The sequence below is a fragment of the Azospirillum sp. OGB3 genome (assembly GCF_014192915.1).
Taxonomy (GTDB): domain Bacteria; phylum Pseudomonadota; class Alphaproteobacteria; order Azospirillales; family Azospirillaceae; genus Azospirillum.
Genome location: NZ_JACHYN010000007.1, coordinates 138,981 through 155,031, shown reverse-complemented (window position 1 = coordinate 155,031; position 16,051 = coordinate 138,981). Strand labels below are relative to the sequence as shown.

20 protein-coding genes are annotated in these 16,051 nt (G+C 69.2%); 5 read left to right on the top strand and 15 right to left on the bottom strand.

Annotated features, from left to right (window positions below; translation table 11 throughout):
* The first annotated feature begins 120 nt into the window (after positions 1 to 120).
* On the top strand, positions 121 to 603 hold the full coding sequence (locus tag FHW79_RS16305; protein ID WP_183179902.1) for a hypothetical protein: 483 nt from the start codon (positions 121 to 123) through the stop codon (positions 601 to 603).
* Positions 604 to 636: 33 nt separating this feature from the next.
* Here FHW79_RS16305 and FHW79_RS16300 read toward each other — a convergent pair whose 3' ends face one another.
* The 4 genes from FHW79_RS16300 to argH form a co-directional block, all read right to left on the bottom strand.
* Complete coding sequence (locus tag FHW79_RS16300) at positions 637 to 1,056, bottom strand: hemerythrin family protein (RefSeq protein WP_183179901.1); 420 nt, start codon at positions 1,054 to 1,056, stop codon at positions 637 to 639.
* Between the two features lie 89 nt (positions 1,057 to 1,145).
* Positions 1,146 to 2,411, bottom strand: a complete 1,266-nt coding sequence (lysA, locus tag FHW79_RS16295; protein ID WP_183179900.1) for a diaminopimelate decarboxylase — start codon at positions 2,409 to 2,411, stop codon at positions 1,146 to 1,148.
* Positions 2,408 to 2,593, bottom strand: coding sequence for a hypothetical protein (locus FHW79_RS16290; RefSeq protein ID WP_145689979.1), 186 nt, complete (start codon positions 2,591 to 2,593; stop codon positions 2,408 to 2,410). Before FHW79_RS16290 ends, lysA begins: the two co-directional genes overlap by 4 nt.
* A complete protein-coding gene (gene argH / locus FHW79_RS16285) occupies positions 2,590 to 4,008 on the bottom strand; it encodes an argininosuccinate lyase (RefSeq protein WP_183179899.1) in 1,419 nt (472 codons plus the stop codon). Before argH ends, FHW79_RS16290 begins: the two co-directional genes overlap by 4 nt.
* Before the next feature lie 39 nt (positions 4,009 to 4,047).
* Between argH and FHW79_RS16280 the strand changes: the two genes are divergently transcribed.
* Positions 4,048 to 4,707: a TlpA disulfide reductase family protein gene (locus tag FHW79_RS16280; protein WP_183179898.1), complete on the top strand. Its 660-nt coding sequence runs from the start codon at positions 4,048 to 4,050 to the stop codon at positions 4,705 to 4,707.
* Between the two features lie 151 nt (positions 4,708 to 4,858).
* Here the strand turns inward: FHW79_RS16280 and FHW79_RS16275 are convergent, their stop codons facing one another.
* The 6 genes from FHW79_RS16275 to FHW79_RS16250 all read right to left on the bottom strand — a co-directional run bounded on the left by FHW79_RS16275 (position 4,859) and on the right by FHW79_RS16250 (position 9,183).
* Positions 4,859 to 5,455, bottom strand: a complete 597-nt coding sequence (locus tag FHW79_RS16275; RefSeq protein WP_183179897.1) for a DUF4142 domain-containing protein — start codon at positions 5,453 to 5,455, stop codon at positions 4,859 to 4,861.
* Positions 5,456 to 5,593: 138 nt separating this feature from the next.
* Positions 5,594 to 6,472, bottom strand: coding sequence for a 3-hydroxybutyryl-CoA dehydrogenase (locus tag FHW79_RS16270; protein WP_183179896.1), 879 nt, complete (start codon positions 6,470 to 6,472; stop codon positions 5,594 to 5,596).
* A gap of 55 nt (positions 6,473 to 6,527) precedes the next feature.
* A complete protein-coding gene (locus FHW79_RS16265; protein WP_183179895.1) occupies positions 6,528 to 7,466 on the bottom strand; it encodes an FAD-binding protein in 939 nt (312 codons plus the stop codon).
* 36 nt (positions 7,467 to 7,502) lie between these two features.
* Positions 7,503 to 8,252 carry an electron transfer flavoprotein subunit beta/FixA family protein gene (locus FHW79_RS16260; RefSeq protein WP_183179894.1) on the bottom strand — a complete coding sequence of 250 codons (750 nt, stop codon included), beginning with the start codon at positions 8,250 to 8,252 and terminating at the stop codon, positions 7,503 to 7,505.
* Between the two features lie 145 nt (positions 8,253 to 8,397).
* Positions 8,398 to 8,967 carry a cob(I)yrinic acid a,c-diamide adenosyltransferase gene (locus tag FHW79_RS16255; RefSeq protein WP_183179893.1) on the bottom strand — a complete coding sequence of 190 codons (570 nt, stop codon included), beginning with the start codon at positions 8,965 to 8,967 and terminating at the stop codon, positions 8,398 to 8,400.
* 21 nt (positions 8,968 to 8,988) lie between these two features.
* Positions 8,989 to 9,183 carry a twin transmembrane helix small protein gene (locus FHW79_RS16250; protein WP_145627479.1) on the bottom strand — a complete coding sequence of 65 codons (195 nt, stop codon included), beginning with the start codon at positions 9,181 to 9,183 and terminating at the stop codon, positions 8,989 to 8,991.
* Between the two features lie 143 nt (positions 9,184 to 9,326).
* Between FHW79_RS16250 and FHW79_RS16245 the strand changes: the two genes are divergently transcribed.
* Entirely contained in the window at positions 9,327 to 10,772 is a 1,446-nt protein-coding gene (locus tag FHW79_RS16245) for a GH1 family beta-glucosidase (RefSeq protein ID WP_183179892.1), read from the top strand.
* Positions 10,773 to 10,801: 29 nt separating this feature from the next.
* Positions 10,802 to 11,239, top strand: coding sequence for a hypothetical protein (locus tag FHW79_RS16240; RefSeq protein ID WP_183179891.1), 438 nt, complete (start codon positions 10,802 to 10,804; stop codon positions 11,237 to 11,239).
* Between the two features lie 7 nt (positions 11,240 to 11,246).
* Here the strand turns inward: FHW79_RS16240 and FHW79_RS16235 are convergent, their stop codons facing one another.
* A complete protein-coding gene (locus FHW79_RS16235) occupies positions 11,247 to 11,507 on the bottom strand; it encodes a hypothetical protein (RefSeq protein WP_145627474.1) in 261 nt (86 codons plus the stop codon).
* A gap of 253 nt (positions 11,508 to 11,760) precedes the next feature.
* Here FHW79_RS16235 and FHW79_RS16230 point away from each other — a divergent pair, with 253 nt between their 5' ends.
* Complete coding sequence (locus FHW79_RS16230; protein WP_183179890.1) at positions 11,761 to 12,663, top strand: peptidoglycan-binding domain-containing protein; 903 nt, start codon at positions 11,761 to 11,763, stop codon at positions 12,661 to 12,663.
* A 29-nt stretch (positions 12,664 to 12,692) separates the two neighbouring features.
* Here FHW79_RS16230 and FHW79_RS16225 read toward each other — a convergent pair whose 3' ends face one another.
* The 4 genes from FHW79_RS16225 to FHW79_RS16210 form a co-directional block, all read right to left on the bottom strand.
* Complete coding sequence (locus FHW79_RS16225; RefSeq protein ID WP_183179889.1) at positions 12,693 to 12,935, bottom strand: DUF1178 family protein; 243 nt, start codon at positions 12,933 to 12,935, stop codon at positions 12,693 to 12,695.
* 112 nt (positions 12,936 to 13,047) lie between these two features.
* Complete coding sequence (locus FHW79_RS16220; protein WP_183179888.1) at positions 13,048 to 13,509, bottom strand: cupin domain-containing protein; 462 nt, start codon at positions 13,507 to 13,509, stop codon at positions 13,048 to 13,050.
* Positions 13,510 to 13,651: 142 nt separating this feature from the next.
* Positions 13,652 to 14,344, bottom strand: a complete 693-nt coding sequence (gene nth / locus FHW79_RS16215) for an endonuclease III (protein ID WP_183179887.1) — start codon at positions 14,342 to 14,344, stop codon at positions 13,652 to 13,654.
* Positions 14,345 to 14,565: 221 nt separating this feature from the next.
* Positions 14,566 to 15,972 (bottom strand): tetratricopeptide repeat protein, encoded by a 1,407-nt coding sequence (locus tag FHW79_RS16210; protein ID WP_183179886.1) that lies wholly within the window; start codon positions 15,970 to 15,972, stop codon positions 14,566 to 14,568.
* Positions 15,973 to 16,051: the final 79 nt, after the last annotated feature.

The window sequence follows — 16,051 nt, the reverse complement described above, 5'->3', positions numbered from 1 at the left end:
CACAGGGTGCGGCGCCATTTCCAACTCACGCCCCCAATTCACGGGCGCGGATGGTGGGGCGTTCTCCAGAAGGCGAGGCGCATCGCGCCCGTTCAACCTCACCTGATCAGGAGCGTCCCCATGCCAAGCCCCAAGAACTTCTCCACGGCGAACGCCGCTGGGGAGCGTTACACCCTCGACGTCGCCAAGCCGGGGAATGTTCTCGTCTATCGGTTCGCCGACAAGGCCAAAGCGATCGACTGGTGGTCGCGCCGCCGGAACGCTGTCGGCGGCGGCTTCGCCAAGCCCGGCGATTCGGCGTTGAACGACTGGGCGATCAAGCAAAGCTCGTTCGGCAGCCAGTCGGAGAACTCGAACGACAACCCTTTCCTGTCCGTCGCCACGGATTACGAGACGCTCTATGCGAGAGCCGAAGGGTGGGTGAAGAAAATTCTCGAGACGGCGCCCGACCTGGGAGTTTTCTCGGTGCCCTATGGCAAGCTTTATCGTCCGTCGCCGACCAAACCGCTGTCGAAGGAGGAAACCGAGTGGCTGTATTATGACGGGGACGCCGAACTCGTGTCGTATCTGAAGTCGTGGGCAGCCAATCCCTACAAGAAATAGGCGGCGTCCGGGATCGGTGCGGCGGCCCGGTCCTCAGGCCGTCGGGGCCACCGCGCCGGAATTCCCACCCCGTCCGTCCAGCCATTCGCCGAACCACTTGTCCATCACCAGGATATGGCCGCACAGCCACATCTCGACGTAGCTCTGGAGGAACTGCACGTCCTCCGGATCGTGGGCGCCGGAGTCGGATTGCCGACGGACGAAGTCGGCGAAGCTGTCGTGCATCTTCTTGTGCTTGGCGTAGTCGGGGTAGCCGACCGCGTGCATCAGCCCCTCCTCGCGGCGGAAGTGGTAAGCCGAATAATCGGCAAGCTCGCGCAGGAAACGGTTCGCGGACTCCCGCGTTTCTCCGGCGGCGATGGCCGCGCTGAATTGGTTGAAAAGCTGGAACAGGCGCCGATGGTCACCATCCACAGCGCTCTGACCGATGGCGTAGGCCGCGTCCCATTCCATGATGTTCCCCGCCCGTGTCGCGAACGGGAAATCATACGCCTTAAGGGTGGTTCTGTGCAGCGGTTATTGCGCGCCGGTACCGCCGTGGGTCAGTCCTTCAACCAGTCCGGCACGCGGTCCAGCGCCAGCAGCTCTTCCACCGACACGCGCGGGCGGATGACCGAGAACTGGTCGCCGTTCACCAGCACCTCCGGGATCAGCGGGCGGGTGTTGTAGGTGGAGGACATGACCGCGCCGTAGGCGCCGGCCGACAGGATCGCCACCAGCTCGTCCGGGGCCATCGCCGGCAGCGCGCGCTGGAGCGCGAAGGTGTCGCCGCTCTCGCAGACCGGGCCGACGACGTCGTAGGGCTCGGTGGCGGCTCCCCTGGCGGGTTCGGTCACCGGGACGATGCCGTGATAGGCCTCGTAGAGGGTGGGGCGGATCAGGTCGTTCATCGCCGCGTCGATGATGACGAAGCGGCGGTGCAGCCCCTGCTTCAGGTAGATCACCCGCGACACCAGGATGCCGGCGTTGCCGACCAGCGAGCGGCCCGGCTCCAGCGAGATGCGGCAGCCGAGGTTGCCGGTGATCGACTTCACCATGGCGGCGTAGTCGGCGATGTCCGGCGGCGCCTCGTGCTTGTAGACGATGCCCAGCCCGCCGCCGAGGTCGAGGCGGGTGATGTCGTGCCCGTCCTCGCGCAGGGCGTGGAGCAGCGCGGCCACCCGCTCGTAGGCGGCGCGGAAGGGGGCGAGGTCGGTGAGCTGCGACCCGATGTGGACGGCGATGGCCACCGGCTTGATGCCCGGCAACTTGGCGGCCTGGGCGTAGACCTCGCGCGCGTGGTCGTAGTCGACGCCGAACTTGTTCTCCTTCTTGCCCGTCGCGATCTTGGCGTGGGTCTTGGCGTCCACGTCCGGATTCACGCGGAAGGCGATGGGCGCGGTGACGCCCAGGCTGACCGCCACCTCCGACAGCGCCTCCACCTCCGGGATGGATTCCACGTTGATCTGGTGGATTCCGGCCTCCAGCGCGGCGCGCATCTCCTCGCGCGTCTTGCCGACGCCGGAGAAGATGATCTTGCCCGCCGGGATGCCGCCGGCCAGCGCGCGGCGCATCTCGCCGCCCGACACCACGTCGGCGCCGGCGCCCAGCCGGGCGAAGGCGCGGATGACCGCGAGGTTGGAGTTGGCCTTCACCGCGTAGCAGACGTCGGCGTCCTGCCCCGCGAAGGCCCCGGCGTAGGCGCTGTAATGCGCCTCCAGCGCCGCCGTGGAGTAGCAGTAGAAGGGCGTGCCGACCTCCGCCGCGATCTTGGACAGCGGAACGGATTCGGCGTGCATCACGCCGTTGCGGTAGGCGAAGGCGCTCATGGGAAGCGGGCTCCGGAGGACGGCTGACCGGGCTTGGGATCGGTCTTCGGGTTCGGGTAGGTGCCGGGGAAGCGGTCGGCTTCCTTGCCCTGCGGGGGATCGACGAAGCTCGGCTTCTTGCCGCAGCCGGCCAGCGTCAGCGCGACGGCGGCGGTCGCCAGGATCAGCAGCGGGCGCCTCACAGGAAGCGCTCCCGCGCCGCCGAGACGGCCTCGCGCACGCGGACGGGGGAGGCGCCGCCGAAGCTGCGCCGGCTGTCCAGCGACGCCTCGATGCTCAGCGCCGGGAAGACGGACTCGGTGATGCGCGGCTCGATGGCCTGCAACTCCGCCAGCGTCAGGGCGGTCAGGCCGACGCGCTTGTCCTCCGCCGCCTTCACGGCACGCCCGGTGATGTGGTGCGCCTCGCGGAAGGGGATGTTCAGCTCCCGCACCAGCCAGTCGGCGAGGTCGGTGGCGTTGAGGAAGCCGCGGTCGGTCGCCTCGCGCAGCGCCGGCACGTTCGGCTGCATGTCGCGCACCATGCCTTCCATGGCGGCGATGCACAGCGCCAGCGTGTCGTCGGCCTCGAAGACCGGCTCCTTGTCCTCCTGCATGTCCTTGGAATAGGCCAGCGGCAGGCCCTTCATGGCGACCAGCAGGCTGTTCAGGCTGCCGATGACGCGCCCGGCCTTGGCGCGCACCAGCTCCGCCGCGTCCGGGTTCTTCTTCTGCGGCATGATGGAGGAGCCGGTGGTGAAGGCGTCCGTCAGCTTGATGAAGCGGAACTGGGCCGAGCACCACAGCACGATCTCCTCCGCGAAGCGGGAGAGGTGCATGCCGCAGATGCTGGCGGCGGCCAGATACTCCAGCGCGAAGTCGCGGTCGGACACGGCGTCCAGCGAGTTGGCGGTCGGCCGGTCGAAGCCCAGCGCCTCCGCCGTCATGAAGCGGTCGATGGGGTAGGGCGTGCCGGCCAGGGCGGCGGAGCCGAGCGGGCACTCGTTCAGCCGGGCGCGGGCGTCGCGCAGGCGGCCGCGGTCGCGCCCGAACATCTCCACATAGGCCAGCAGATGGTGGCCGAAGCTGATCGGCTGGGCGGCCTGGAGGTGGGTGAAGCCCGGCATCACCGTGTCGGTGTGCTTTTCCGCCAGATCGATCAGCGCGGCCTGGAGCGCCTTCAGCCCCTGGTCGGCGCGGTCGAGCGCGTCGCGCACCCACAGCTTGAAGTCGGTCGCCACCTGGTCGTTGCGCGACCGCCCGGTGTGCAGGCGCTTGGCCGGCTCGCCGATCAGCTCGGCCAGCCGGGCCTCCACGTTCATGTGGATGTCCTCCAGTTCCACCTTGAAGGTGAAGGCCCCGGAGTCGATCTCTTCCTTGACCCGGTCCAGCCCTTCGCGGATGGCATCGGCGTCGGCCTGGGTTATGATGCCCTGGTGCGCCAGCATGGCGGCGTGGGCCTTCGACCCGGCGATGTCCTGGTCGGCCAGCCGCTTGTCGAAGCCGATGGAGGCGTTGATCTTCTCCATGATGGCGGCGGGACCGCGGGCGAAGCGGCCGCCCCACATCTGGCTGGCGGCGCGGTCTTGTGAGTTCGGCTTGGGCTGTTCGGCGCTCATGGCGGACACAATACGGATGGGAGGACGGGAAGCGTGAGTATGCGGACTTTGGCGGCCACCGCAATCTTTTGTGTGACGCTGGGCGGCGCCGGGCTGTGGATGGCGCTGGCCGGCCCGTCGGCCCCGTCGCCGCCCGCCGTGCTGACGCTGGACCAGCCGGCCAGCCCGGCCGCTCCCGGAGCGACGGCGGTGAGCCTGGACAAGTTCCGCTACATGGAGCCGCTGACGCCGGTGCCGGAACTGCCCTTCCTGGACGGCGAGGGGCGCCGGGTCGACCTGTCGGAGTTCAAGGACCGTCTGGTCCTGCTGAACCTCTGGGCCACATGGTGCGCGCCCTGTGTGAAGGAGATGCCGGCGCTCGACCGCCTCCAGGCGCAGTTGGGCGGCCCGGGCTTCCAGGTGGTGGCGCTGTCGGTGGACCGTGGCGGCAAGGATCAGGTGCAGCCCTTCTACCAGCGGACCGGCGTGAAGAACCTCGCCCTCTACCTCGACCCGTCGAGCGCCTCCATGCAGACTCTGAAGCTGCGCGGCCTGCCGACCACCCTGCTCGTGGACCAGGAGGGCCGCGAGCTTGGCCGCATCGAAGGCGCGGTGGAGTGGGACTCGCCGGAGGTCATCGCCTTCCTGCGCAAGCACATGGGGCAGGGTGGCGGCCCAAACCGCGACAGCCGCGGCGGGGTGGTGAAGACCGGCGGGTGATGCATCCCAAGTCCTTTCTCCCCTCTGGGGAGAAGGTTAGGATGAGGGGGCGGCCGCAGGCCGACCACGCCGGCTCATTGCAGAGCATGGACGCCCTTTCGGGCGCCGCCTGACCCTGAACCCTCTCCGCGGAGGGACGAGGGAATTCATGTCACTGCGACGATCCAGATGTCGCTGGCGGGGTAGCCCCCGGTGGCGCCTGGGTCTGTGGCGGGGCCGGGCCGCGCGCCAGTTCGGCCATGATGCCCCGCGCCTCCTCGAAATGGCTGTGCAGCATGGGCAGGGCGTCGCGGGCGAAGTCGCCCGTCTCACCGGCACGTTCGGCCTGAGCCTCGTACAGCTTGATGGCTCGGGCGTGGGTCTCCTCCTCCGCGGCCATGTAGCGGCGGTCGAAGGCTTCCTCCGGCGTGTCGCGCAGGCTGGACATGTGGGCGCGGGCGGACAGGCCCAATTCGCGCGGGATGGGGATGCCGTGGCGCAGCGCCATGCCGGCCAGCCGGTCAGTCTTCAGCCCGTGGTCGTCGGCCATGCGGCGGGCGAAGCGGCGGACCGGTTCCGTCTCCGCCCGGTCCTGGGCCAGTTTGCCCAGCGCCTGCTCGGCCATGCCGTCGGCCAGGGCCTCGGCGATGAAGTTGCGCTCCTGCCGGGACAGGGTGGAGGGAGGTGTCGGGGCGGAGCCTGGCGCCTGCGCCAGGACCGGGCCGGACAGGAAGGCCACAAGCATCGCCGTCAGGAAGCCGCGCCGCATTGCCCCCGTCCTTTCCGCTGTTCGCCCCGATCCCTGCGGGACGAACAGAGCGCAAGCGCAGCGGTTCCGCAAAAGAACGAAGCCCGCCCCGGTTTCCCGGAACGGGCTTCGCCGAAACGTCCGTTCGGAACCGCCGCGTCAGCGGGTCGGGACCGGCGGGTTCTTGGAGTAGTCGTAGAAGCCGCGGCCAACCTTGCGGCCGACCCAGCCGGCCTCGACATACTTCACCAGCAGCGGGCAGGGGCGGTACTTGCTGTCGGCCAGACCCTCGTAGAGGACCTGCATGACCGCCAGACAGGTGTCCAGACCGATGAAGTCCGCCAGCTCCAGCGGACCCATCGGGTGGTTGGCGCCCAGCTTCAGCGCCGTGTCGATGGCCTGGACGCCGCCCACGCCCTCATAGAGGGTGTAGACCGCCTCGTTAATCATCGGCAGCAGGATGCGGTTGACGATGAAGGCCGGGAAGTCCTCGGCCACCGCCGCGGTCTTGCCGATGTTCGCCGTCAGCTCGCTGATCGCGTTGAAGGTCGCCTCGTCCGTCGCGATGCCGCGGATCAGCTCGACGAGCTGCATCAACGGCACCGGGTTCATGAAATGCATGCCCATGAACTTGGACGGGCGGTCCGTCGAGGCCGCGAGGCGGGTGATCGAGATCGACGAGGTGTTCGTCGCGATCAGCGCCTCGGGCTTAAGGTTCGGGACCAGCTTTTTGAAGATCTCGCGCTTGAGCGCTTCGTTCTCCGTCGCGGCCTCGACCACCAGATCGGCGTCATGGAACACGGACAGGTCGGAACCGGTGGCGATGCGGGCGATCGCCGCCGTCTTTTCAGCCTCCGTCAGCTTCCCCTTCTGAACCTGACGGTCCATGTTCTTGGAGATTGCGGCCACCGACTTCTGCAGAATCTCCGCGCTGATGTCGGAGATGACGACCTCGTATCCCGCCAGCGCGCAGACATGGGCGATGCCGCTGCCCATCTGGCCGGCACCGATGATGCCAATCTTCTTGATCGTGGACATATGAGCTTTCCCGCTTGTCTTTTGGCCCGCTGGTCTTCCGAGGAGAACGGGTCGGTTACGCCTTGTCCAGCTCGGCCGTCAGCTCCGGCACCGCCTTGAAGAGGTCGGCGACGAGGCCGTAGTCGGCGACCTGGAAGATCGGCGCCTCCTCGTCCTTGTTGATGGCGACGATGACCTTGCTGTCCTTCATGCCGGCGAGGTGCTGGATGGCACCGGAGATGCCGACGGCGATGTACAGCTCGGGTGCCACGATCTTGCCGGTCTGGCCGACCTGGTAGTCGTTCGGCACGAAGCCGGCGTCCACCGCCGCGCGGCTGGCCCCGACCGCGGCCCCCAGCTTGTCGGCCAGCGCCTCCAGCAGCTTGAAGTTCTCGCCCGACTGCATGCCGCGGCCGCCCGACACGACGATCTTGGCCTGGGTCAGCTCCGGACGCTCCGACTTCGTCAGCTCCTGGCCGACGAACTTGGCCGAACCGGCGTCGCCCGTCCCGGCGATGCTCTCCACCGTCGCCGAGCCGCCGGTGGCGGCGGCCGCCTCGAAGGCGGTGGTGCGCACCGTGACGACCTTGATCGGGTCGGCGGACTTCACCGTGGCGATGGCGTTGCCGGCGTAGATCGGCCGCTCGAAGGTGTCGGCGGAGACCACACCGGTGATGTCGGAGATCGCCGCGACGTCGAGCAGGGCGGCGACGCGCGGCAGCAGGTTCTTGCCCTCCGACGAGGCGGCGGCCAGCACATGACCGTAGCCCTTGGCGAGATTGACGACCAGCGGCGCGACGTTCTCCGGCAGCGGGTGGGCGTAGGCCGCGTCGTCGGCCAGCAGCACCTTGGTCACGCCGGCCACCTTGGCGGCGGCCTCGGCGACGGCCTGGGCGCCCTGGCCGGCGACCAGAATGTGGACTTCCCCACCGATCTTGGCGGCGGCGCCGACCGCGTTCAGCGTGGCGGCCTTCAGCGCGGCGTTGTCGTGTTCGGCGATGACGAGAATGGACATGTCAGATCACTTTCTCTTCGGAGCACGCTGGCCCTATCAGATCGCGCGGGCTTCGTTCTTCAGCTTGTCGACCAGCGCGGCGACGTCGGCGACCTTGACGCCGGCCTTGCGCTTGGCCGGCTCGGCGACCTTGAGCGTGGTCAGGCGCGGCGCCACGTCGACACCCAGCGCGTCGGGGGCCAGCGTCTCGATGGGCTTCTTCTTGGCCTTCATAATGTTGGGCAGCGAGGCGTAGCGCGGCTCGTTGAGGCGCAGGTCGGCGGTGACCACGGCGGGCAGCGTCAGCTCCACCGTCTCCAGCCCGCCGTCAATCTCGCGGGTCACGGTGACCGAACCCTCGCCCGGCGCGACCTTGGAGGCGAAGGTGCCCTGCGGCCAGCCCAGCAGGGCGGCGAGCATCTGGCCGGTCTGGTTGCAGTCGTCGTCGATCGCCTGCTTGCCAAGGATGACCAGAGTCGGGCCTTCCTTGTCGACGAGCGCCTTGAGCACCTTGGCGACGGCCAGCGGCTGCGTCTCGGCGTCGGTCTGGACCAGGATGCCGCGGTCGGCGCCCATGGCGAGGCCGGTGCGCAGCGTCTCTTGGGCCGCCGTCGGGCCGACGGTGACCACGATGACCTCGGTCGCCTTGCCGGCTTCCTTGAGGCGGACGGCCTCTTCGACGGCGATCTCGTCGAAGGGGTTCATGCTCATCTTCACGTTGGCGGTCTCAACGCCGGAACCGTCCGCCTTGACGCGGATCTTGACGTTGTAATCGACCACCCGCTTGACCGGGACGAGGACCTTCATATCCCACCCTTTTCTTGAATTATGCAGGCGCACCTTCGCCGCTGGCGCCGAATCGGGCAGCTTGTGACAGCGCTGCGACCATAGGAGTTGACGTTTTGGCTGTCAACGCCGCCTACGCCGCAAGCGCGAAGGAGGCGGAATTGCATCAACGGTTTGCGCCCGGAACCCACAGCACGTCGGCAGCTCCGTTGGCGTTCAGTTTCCGGCCCAGCACGAACAGGTGGTCGGACAGGCGGTTGGCGTATTTCACCGCCGCCGGGTTGACCGGCTCCACCTCCGCCAGCTCGGTCATCAGCCGCTCGGCGCGGCGCACCACGGTGCGGGCCAAGTGCAGATGCGCCGCCGCCGGCGAGCCGCCGGGCAGGATGAAGGAGGTGAGCGGGGCGAGGTCGGCGTTCATCGCGTCGATCTCGGCCTCCAGCCGGTCCACCTGCGACTCCAGGACGCGCAGCGGCGGGTAGGGCGGGTCCGCCGCCTCCGGCGTGCAGAGGTCGGCGCCCAGGTCGAACAGATCGTTCTGGATTCGCGACAGCATGGCGTCGGTCTCCGGCTGGTCCGCGGTGTGCAGCCGGACCAGCCCGATGACCGCGTTCGCCTCGTCCACCGTGCCGTAGGCGGTGACGCGCGGGTCGTGCTTGGGCACGCGGCGCCCGTCGCCCAGCGAGGTCTGGCCGCGGTCCCCACCGCGGGTGTAGATGCGGGTCAGCTTGACCATGATTCCTGTGGGTGTCCTCAATCAGCCGTGGGTCAGGATGGCGAGCAGGAACAGCACGAGCGCCACCCCCTGGAGCGCCACGCGCATCCGCATCGCCCGGTTGGATTTGCGCGAATCGCCCTGTCCGCCGCGCGCCATGAAAAACAGCCCGGAGAACAGCGACGCCACGACGAGGCCGAGCGCCACGATCAGCAGAAACATGAAAAGTCCGTTCATGGCGCCATTCTACCCCACGGTCCAGGTTACGCCTACACCGGCCAATCCGGCTACACGGGCACTCCGATGATAGGCGCCTGTTGCGCTGACGCCCGGTCTTCTTACATTGTCGCGGACGACCCGGACGGCGAGAGGAATTCGGTATGCGGCGGCGGAGTTTCCTGAAGGCGGCGGCGGCCACCGGGCTGGCGGCCTCGGCCGGGGCCTTTCTGACCACGCGCCGTGCCGCGGTGGCCCAGCCGTCGGAAGTGCTGGCCGCCTTCCCCGACCGGTTCGTCTGGGGCGCCTCGACCTCCTCCTACCAGATCGAGGGGGCGGTGACCGCGGGCGGGCGCGGCCCCAGCGTGTGGGACACCTTCAGCCATTCCTTCGGCAAGGTGGCGAACGGCGACACCGGCGACGTGGCCTGCGACCATTACAACCGCTACGCCGAGGACGTGGATCTGATGGCGAAGGCGGGGATGAACGCCTACCGCTTCTCCGTCGCCTGGCCGCGCGTCCAGCCGACCGGCACCGGCCCGGCCAACGCCGAGGGGCTGGACTTCTACGACCGGCTGACCGACGCGCTGCTCGCCAAGGGCATCGCGCCCTGGCCCTGCCTGTACCATTGGGACCTGCCCCAGGCGCTTCAGGACCGCGGCGGCTGGACCAACCGGGACATCGCCGGCTGGTTCACCGACTACGCCCAGCTCGTTACCGCGCGGATCGGCGACCGCGCCAAGCACTGGTCCATGCTGAACGAGCCGTCCGTCCACGCCATCTTCGGCCATGGGCTGGGCGGGCACGCGCCGGGGATGACCGGCAAGGACAACTATTTCAAGGCGGTCCACCACCAGAACCTCGCCCAGGGCATGGCGCTGAAGGCGCTGCGCGCGGCGGGCGGCAAGGGCTGGCAGCTCGGCACGGTGCTGTCGCTTCAGCCGGTCTGGCCGGTCGGCGGGCTGGACGCCAACTACGCGGCCTCGCTGATGTGGGACGCGGTGTGGAACCGCGCCTGCCTCGACCCGCTGCTGCGCGGGGAGTATCCGGAGTTGCTGCGCGACGGCTTCGCGCCGCTGGTCAAGGCCGGCGACCTGGAGGCGATCCGCCAGCCCATCGACTTCCTGGGCATCAACTATTACAGCCGGATGCACCAGCAGCCCGACCCGGCGGGCCTGTTCGGCACCGGCTACGGCTCGCCGCCGGAAGGCACGCCGACGACTGGGATGGGCTGGCCGGTGGAGCCGGACGGCATCGCCGAGATCCTGATCGAGCTGAAGCAGGAGTACGGCAACCCGCCGGTCTATGTGATGGAGAACGGCGCCGCCTATCCCGAGCAGACCGGGCCGAAGGGCTTCGTCCAGGACAACGACCGCATCAGCTATCTGCGCCGCCACATGCTGGCCGGCCATCAGGCGCTGGAGGAGGGGGTCGACCTGCGGGGCTGGTTCGTGTGGAGCCTGCTCGACAATTTCGAGTGGGCCGAGGGCTACCAGCGCCGCTTCGGCCTGATCGAGGTGGACCGTCAGACTTTGGAGCGCCGCCCCAAGGCCAGCTACCGTTGGTACGCCGATGTGATCCGGAAGAAGGGCGTGCCGACCTCGGTGTAAGGGGGGGGTAAGAGGTTGGGGTTGCGATCATGGGGCCTGTTGCCGCCGTCCAGCCGACGCGCTTCGCCATCCAGAAAGCGCGCGGCAAGGGCTGGAAGACGCTGGAGGTCGGGGAGGACCTGGGCCACGCCCGCGCCCGCTTCGACCTGATGGTGCGGGTGAACCCGCGCGCCTATTTCCGCCTGATCCAGCTCGACCACAACGCCGGGGCCGGCGGCGACGGGATGGAGTTCAACTGGAAGCTCATCGAACTGCACGACCCGAACCAGGGGGGAGCGGCCGGGGCGGGGCGAAAAGCCGCTCCGGCGAGGGCTGCGCCCCGTTCCGCCAAAGGCAGGACCGCGGGCAAGGGGCCGCGACGACGGGAGAAGGTCCCGCTGCCCCTGAAATTCTACGCCGCGGTGGTGCTGGCCGGGCTGCTGATCGGCGGGGTGCTGTATCTGCGCTACGCCCTGCCGGCGCCGTGACGACGGCTCAATCGTCCGCCGTGTAGCCCTTGCGCCGCATGCACAAGGCGAAGATTTCCTTGCGGTAGCGGAATTGGGGCGTTTCCGGCAGCGGGCGGTAGGGATAGCCGCGCAGGCGCATGGTGTTGTCCACCTGCTCGATGCACTCGTCGTAGGCGGCGGTCGCCGTGGTCTCCGTGGCTGTCCACTCCCGGTAGGCCGGGGTGCTGCCGCAGGCCGCCAACAGCAGCGTTCCGCCCGCCAGGATCGCGTGTCTCAGAGTCGCCATGCCAGGGCCTCCCGCAATGCGCCCCATAATGTGCCATGACGGATCTATACCACGTTTTTGCGAGAGCATCGCTTGGCGGATGGGGAAGGGGCCAGCCCTTTTGGGTGCCGCCGGGGGAGTGGGGACCTGATGCCGCCGCAACGCAGGCGCACAAAAATCGCGCCCGGAAATCCGCCGCAATCTGGTAACACGGTTGCGCATCCACGATAGTGGGTGGGCGATGGTCGGTTGGCGTCTCGGACGGAGGATGGTCATGACGGGTGGTTCGCACCGCGCGCGCCGCGCGGTCGCGTTGGCTGTGGTGGTGCCGGTTCTGGCGGCGGGTCTGCTGGCGGGCGCTCCGGTTCGGGCGCAATCGACCGCGGACATCCAATGGGCCCAAACCATCCTGAAGGGCAAGGGCTACAACATCGGCGGTCGGGCCAACGGCCAGATGCACGCCGAGACCAAGGCGGCGCTCGGCAAGTATCAGGCCGCCCATGGACTGCCGGTGACCAACCAGCTCGACAAGGCGACCGTCGCCAAGATGATGGGCGAGCGGGAGGGCAAGGCCCCGGCGACGGTCGGGAACCTCGCCCAGCAGAAGGTCGGCGGCGGTGGTCCCGGCCAGGCGCCGCGCGAGCCGCAGCGCGAGGTGGTTCCCCGCGCCGCGCCAACCCAGCGGATCGACAGCGGGACCGGCAGCGTCGGCGGCGGCGCGCAGTTCAGCGCCGGCCCGCCCGCGACCAGCAGTTCGTCGTCGGGCGGCCCGTCCAGCGCCTTCACGTCGGCGCCTCCCGCCGCTTCCGCCACGGCGTCCTCGCAGGGACAGGGTCCGGTGCCGCAGGCGGCGCCACGGGCCAGCGTCACCGCGACGACTCCGTCCGGGCAGCCGGTCCCGGTGGTCGAGCCGGCGGCGGACAGCGGGTCGATGCTGCCGGGCTGGGCCGCCAACGGCGCCCGCTACGGCGTGATGGGGGTGATCGGGGCGACGGTGTTCGGCATCGGCTTCGCGTGGTGGCGCAGCGGGCGGGCCAACGCCGCGCGGCCGGCGCCGCGCAACGACGGCCCGCGCGACCAGCGCCGCGAGCCGAGCTTCGGCAGCGGCCGCCGTCGGGAGGAGCTGACCACCGGCGCCCTGCCGCCGCTCAGCAGCGGCGGGCGCGGGCGGCGGTAGGCCGCGCGGCCTTTTCAGTCCACTCCTGTTCAGGCCATCTGCGACATCGGGCACATGGCGTTGCCGCAGCCGGACGGGTTGCAGGCGGGCATCGGTGCGGGCGACGGCTTGGACGCGCCGACGCGCGGCGCCATGATCGCCTTCGCCACCTCGGTCCCGCCGCAGGACGGGCAGGACAGGCCCTCGGCCTTTTGAATGTCGTAATCGGCCATGTTCCTGAACCACTGTTCGAATTCATGGCCGCAGGCACAGCGCAGGGCGTAGAGGATCATCGCGGGGTTCCTGGATGGATTGGGCAACGGACGGGCGGCGACCATGGCCGAGCTTCGCCGCCGCCCGCGATGACGTGAATCAAGCCGCCGCGCTCCGGTCCGGTGAGCGGCTTTATTGCGGGCGCTCGGACAGGGCGACACCCTCTGCGCTGGGGTAGACCGACAGCAGCCGCACCGGCGTGTCGCTGAGGTTGCGGCCGCTGTGCCACGCCGCCTGCTCGATGTAGGAGTCCCCGGCCTTGTAGACCTGGGTCGGCATGCTGTCGCTGGCGATGGTCAGCTCGCCCTCCAGGATGTAGATGAACGGCGAAACGGCGTGCCGGTGGCGGATGATCTCGCCGCCCGGCGGCAGTTCGACCAGCCGCGCGGTTACCAGCGGCTTGCCGTCGGGATAGGCGAAGGCCTTGCCGTCCGCGGTGGTGGTCGCCTGAAGCAGGGTCTTGACAATCGGCCCCGGCGCCGCCGGCTTGTCCTGCGCCGAGGCCCCGGCGGCCAGAGCGAACAGCGTGGCGGAGGCGGTGGCGGTGGCGGCGTGACGAATGGCCGCCGTCCGCAAACGGGTTTTCACGATCATTGCGTGCGCTCCATGCCGTGGTCTCGAAAACAAGGCGGATGTCTGTCTGTGACGGCATGTTGAAAATGGAGAAGAAACACAATGAAACGCAACCGGGTGTCGCGGCCTGCGGCGAAGTGCGGCATCCCGATGTCGCGCCGCTTCAGCGGTGGGTCGTCACCCCCACCTGCCGGCACATGGACAGCATGGCGCAGGTCGAGCAGCGCGGGCGGTCGCCGGTGCAGATCCATTTGCCGAAGGGCACCAGCCGCTCGTTGATCTCCACCCAGTAGTGGCGGGGCAGCAGCTCCATCAGCGCGACCATGGTGCGCTCCGGCGTCGGGGCGGCGACGAACCCCCAGCGGTTGACGATGCGGTGCACGTGCACGTCCACCGCTACCGCCGGAATGCCGAACCCGACCGCCAGGGTCAGCGCCGCGATCTTCGGGCCGACGCCGTGGAAGGCCATCAGGGCGTCCGGCGTGTCGGGCACCTCCCCGCCATGCTCCGTGATGATCCGCCGAGACAGCGCCCGAATGTCGCGGGCCTTGGGTTCGGGAAAGGTCGCGCCGTCGAGCAGGCGCGTCAGCGCCTCCGGCGTCAGGGCGACCATCTGTTGCGGCGTCCGCGCCACCGCGAACAGCCGCTCGCACACCAGGATGGTCGTCTCGTCGCGCGTCCGCGCGGAGATCAGGCTGCCGACCAACTGCTCGAAGGGGCTGCTGTAGCCGCGGTCGCGCAGGGCGAACATGGCGGCCTTCGGGCGTCCGGCCACGGCTTGGCGCAGGCGCCGGAACGCCTCGTCGATGTCGAAGGGGTCCTTGTCGGCGAGCGGGGGCGCGGAGCGCAGAGGCATGATCGGTCGTCGGCGTGGTGAAGGGAGCCACACCGAAACAGCGGGCAGGGCAGGGTTGCTCCCCATTTCCCTTTGCAAGGCCGTACAATTTCAACGAATTAGAAAGTCTTAAATTAGAAGTAGCCGTGACCATGGCGACGGAGGCGCTCGACCCGTTCGACGTGGGCCAGTTCGCAGCGGACCAGTTCGCCTTGCACAAGGCCGGCTGACCGCCCCCCTTCCTACCCGGCGCTGGAGAACAGCGGGCGGCGCAGACGGCCGGCGGCGATCTCGGCGCGCAGCGCGGCGGCGTCCATGCCCTGGATGCGCTCCAGTTCCGCCTTGTTGGCGTCGATGAAGGGATTCCGGTCGGTGGAGTTCTCGGGCCGCGCGTGCTCCAGATGGTAGAGCGGCCCGGGCACCCGCTCGACCCGCAGGCCCAGCCGGCGCAGCCGCACCACGATCTCGTCGTCCTCGTAGCCCCAGGAGACGAAGCGCTCGTTGTAGCCGCCGGCCGCCAGCAATGCCGCCCGGTCGAAGAAGGCGCCGCCGCCCGGCGAATCGCGGTGCATCAGCGGGAAGCGCGGGCAGACCGCGTTCAGCGGCGCCGCCGACAGCGTGTGGCCGAAGCGGTGGACCTCCCGTCCCAGAATCCAGAAGAACAGCCCGTTGTAGGGAAAGGCCATGGCCGCCCCGCCGCGCACCGCGTCGCGGGCCAGCACATACTGCACGGGATCGACCACGACGTCGGTGTCGTGCAAGGCGACGATGGGGGTCTGCGCCGCCTCGACCATGCGGTTGAGCAGGTGGGCCTTGTGGGTGAAGGGCGTGTCGTTGCCGGTCAGGTGCAGGTGCCGGCAACGGGCGGCCAGTTCCGGCCCCAGCGCGTCGGTGACGTCGCTTGGCCCCGCCTTGTCCTCGCCGATCAGGACGGTGGTGTCGGCGTGCTTGAGGAGGAAGGAGACGATCCAGCGCAGGTTGCGCTTGCGGTCGGCGCTGTCGGCGCGGAAGGGGACCAGGACGGTGACGTCGCGCAGGTCCAGCCGCCCGCCCGGCCCGGCCCCGTCGAGGATCGCCCGGCGGGCGCGGTAGGCCGCGGCCTGCGCCGCCAGCCGGTCCCGCGACCCCTCGTCGCGCGGGTTGATGGCGAGGGCCATCTCGTAGAAGGACACGGCGGCGCCGGGGCGGCCCAGGTCGGCCTCGATATCGCCCTTCTGCCGCCAGCCGGGGACGAAATGCGGGTGGCGGGTCAGCAGCGCGTCCAGCACGTCCAGCGCCTCGCCGATGCGGCCAATGGCCTGCAACGCCTCGCTCAGATGGTATTCGGCGTCGGGAAAGTCGGGGCGCAGCGCCAGCGCGCGGCGGTAGGCGGCGATCGCCTCCTCCGTCCGCAGGTCGATATGGAGCAGGGCGCCGAGGTTGAACTGCGCGTCGGCGTCCCCGCCGTCCAGTTCCACCGAACGCGCGATCATCGCCATGCCGCGTTCGCGGTCGCCGCCCAGCGCAGCGAGCAGGCCCAGACGGTGCAGAGCCTCCGGGTTGTCGGAATCGGCGTCCAGGATTCGCCGGTACAGGTCCACCGCCTCGGCCTGCCGCCCGGCCTTCAGATGGTCGAGCGCGATGCCCAACGCCTCCTCGATGGTCGCCATTCGGTGGGGTCCGTTTCGTCCGTGTGTCGCCTTCCGGTGGATTCCACTTTGACACAAAGGCAATTGCGGGGAAATCATC

Excerpts from the sequence above, each read along its gene's own strand:
- FHW79_RS16240 (WP_183179891.1), top strand. The coding sequence starts at position 10,802 with ATGGGGCCTGTTGCCGCCGTCCAGCCGACGCGCTTCGCCATCCAGAAA.
- FHW79_RS16300 (WP_183179901.1), bottom strand. The coding sequence starts at position 1,056 with ATGGAATGGGACGCGGCCTACGCCATCGGTCAGAGCGCTGTGGATGGT.
- FHW79_RS16230 (WP_183179890.1), top strand. The coding sequence starts at position 11,761 with ATGACGGGTGGTTCGCACCGCGCGCGCCGCGCGGTCGCGTTGGCTGTG.
- FHW79_RS16305 (WP_183179902.1), top strand. The coding sequence starts at position 121 with ATGCCAAGCCCCAAGAACTTCTCCACGGCGAACGCCGCTGGGGAGCGT.
- FHW79_RS16270 (WP_183179896.1), bottom strand. The coding sequence starts at position 6,472 with ATGTCCACGATCAAGAAGATTGGCATCATCGGTGCCGGCCAGATGGGC.
- nth (WP_183179887.1), bottom strand. The coding sequence starts at position 14,344 with ATGCCTCTGCGCTCCGCGCCCCCGCTCGCCGACAAGGACCCCTTCGAC.
- FHW79_RS16275 (WP_183179897.1), bottom strand. The coding sequence starts at position 5,455 with ATGCGGCGCGGCTTCCTGACGGCGATGCTTGTGGCCTTCCTGTCCGGC.
- FHW79_RS16250 (WP_145627479.1), bottom strand. The coding sequence starts at position 9,183 with ATGAACGGACTTTTCATGTTTCTGCTGATCGTGGCGCTCGGCCTCGTC.
- FHW79_RS16280 (WP_183179898.1), top strand. The coding sequence starts at position 4,048 with ATGCGGACTTTGGCGGCCACCGCAATCTTTTGTGTGACGCTGGGCGGC.
- argH (WP_183179899.1), bottom strand. The coding sequence starts at position 4,008 with ATGAGCGCCGAACAGCCCAAGCCGAACTCACAAGACCGCGCCGCCAGC.
- FHW79_RS16210 (WP_183179886.1), bottom strand. The coding sequence starts at position 15,972 with ATGGCGACCATCGAGGAGGCGTTGGGCATCGCGCTCGACCATCTGAAG.
- FHW79_RS16245 (WP_183179892.1), top strand. The coding sequence starts at position 9,327 with ATGCGGCGGCGGAGTTTCCTGAAGGCGGCGGCGGCCACCGGGCTGGCG.
- FHW79_RS16265 (WP_183179895.1), bottom strand. The coding sequence starts at position 7,466 with ATGTCCATTCTCGTCATCGCCGAACACGACAACGCCGCGCTGAAGGCC.
- FHW79_RS16255 (WP_183179893.1), bottom strand. The coding sequence starts at position 8,967 with ATGGTCAAGCTGACCCGCATCTACACCCGCGGTGGGGACCGCGGCCAG.
- FHW79_RS16220 (WP_183179888.1), bottom strand. The coding sequence starts at position 13,509 with ATGATCGTGAAAACCCGTTTGCGGACGGCGGCCATTCGTCACGCCGCC.
- FHW79_RS16260 (WP_183179894.1), bottom strand. The coding sequence starts at position 8,252 with ATGAAGGTCCTCGTCCCGGTCAAGCGGGTGGTCGATTACAACGTCAAG.
- FHW79_RS16225 (WP_183179889.1), bottom strand. The coding sequence starts at position 12,935 with ATGATCCTCTACGCCCTGCGCTGTGCCTGCGGCCATGAATTCGAACAG.
- FHW79_RS16235 (WP_145627474.1), bottom strand. The coding sequence starts at position 11,507 with ATGGCGACTCTGAGACACGCGATCCTGGCGGGCGGAACGCTGCTGTTG.
- lysA (WP_183179900.1), bottom strand. The coding sequence starts at position 2,411 with ATGAGCGCCTTCGCCTACCGCAACGGCGTGATGCACGCCGAATCCGTT.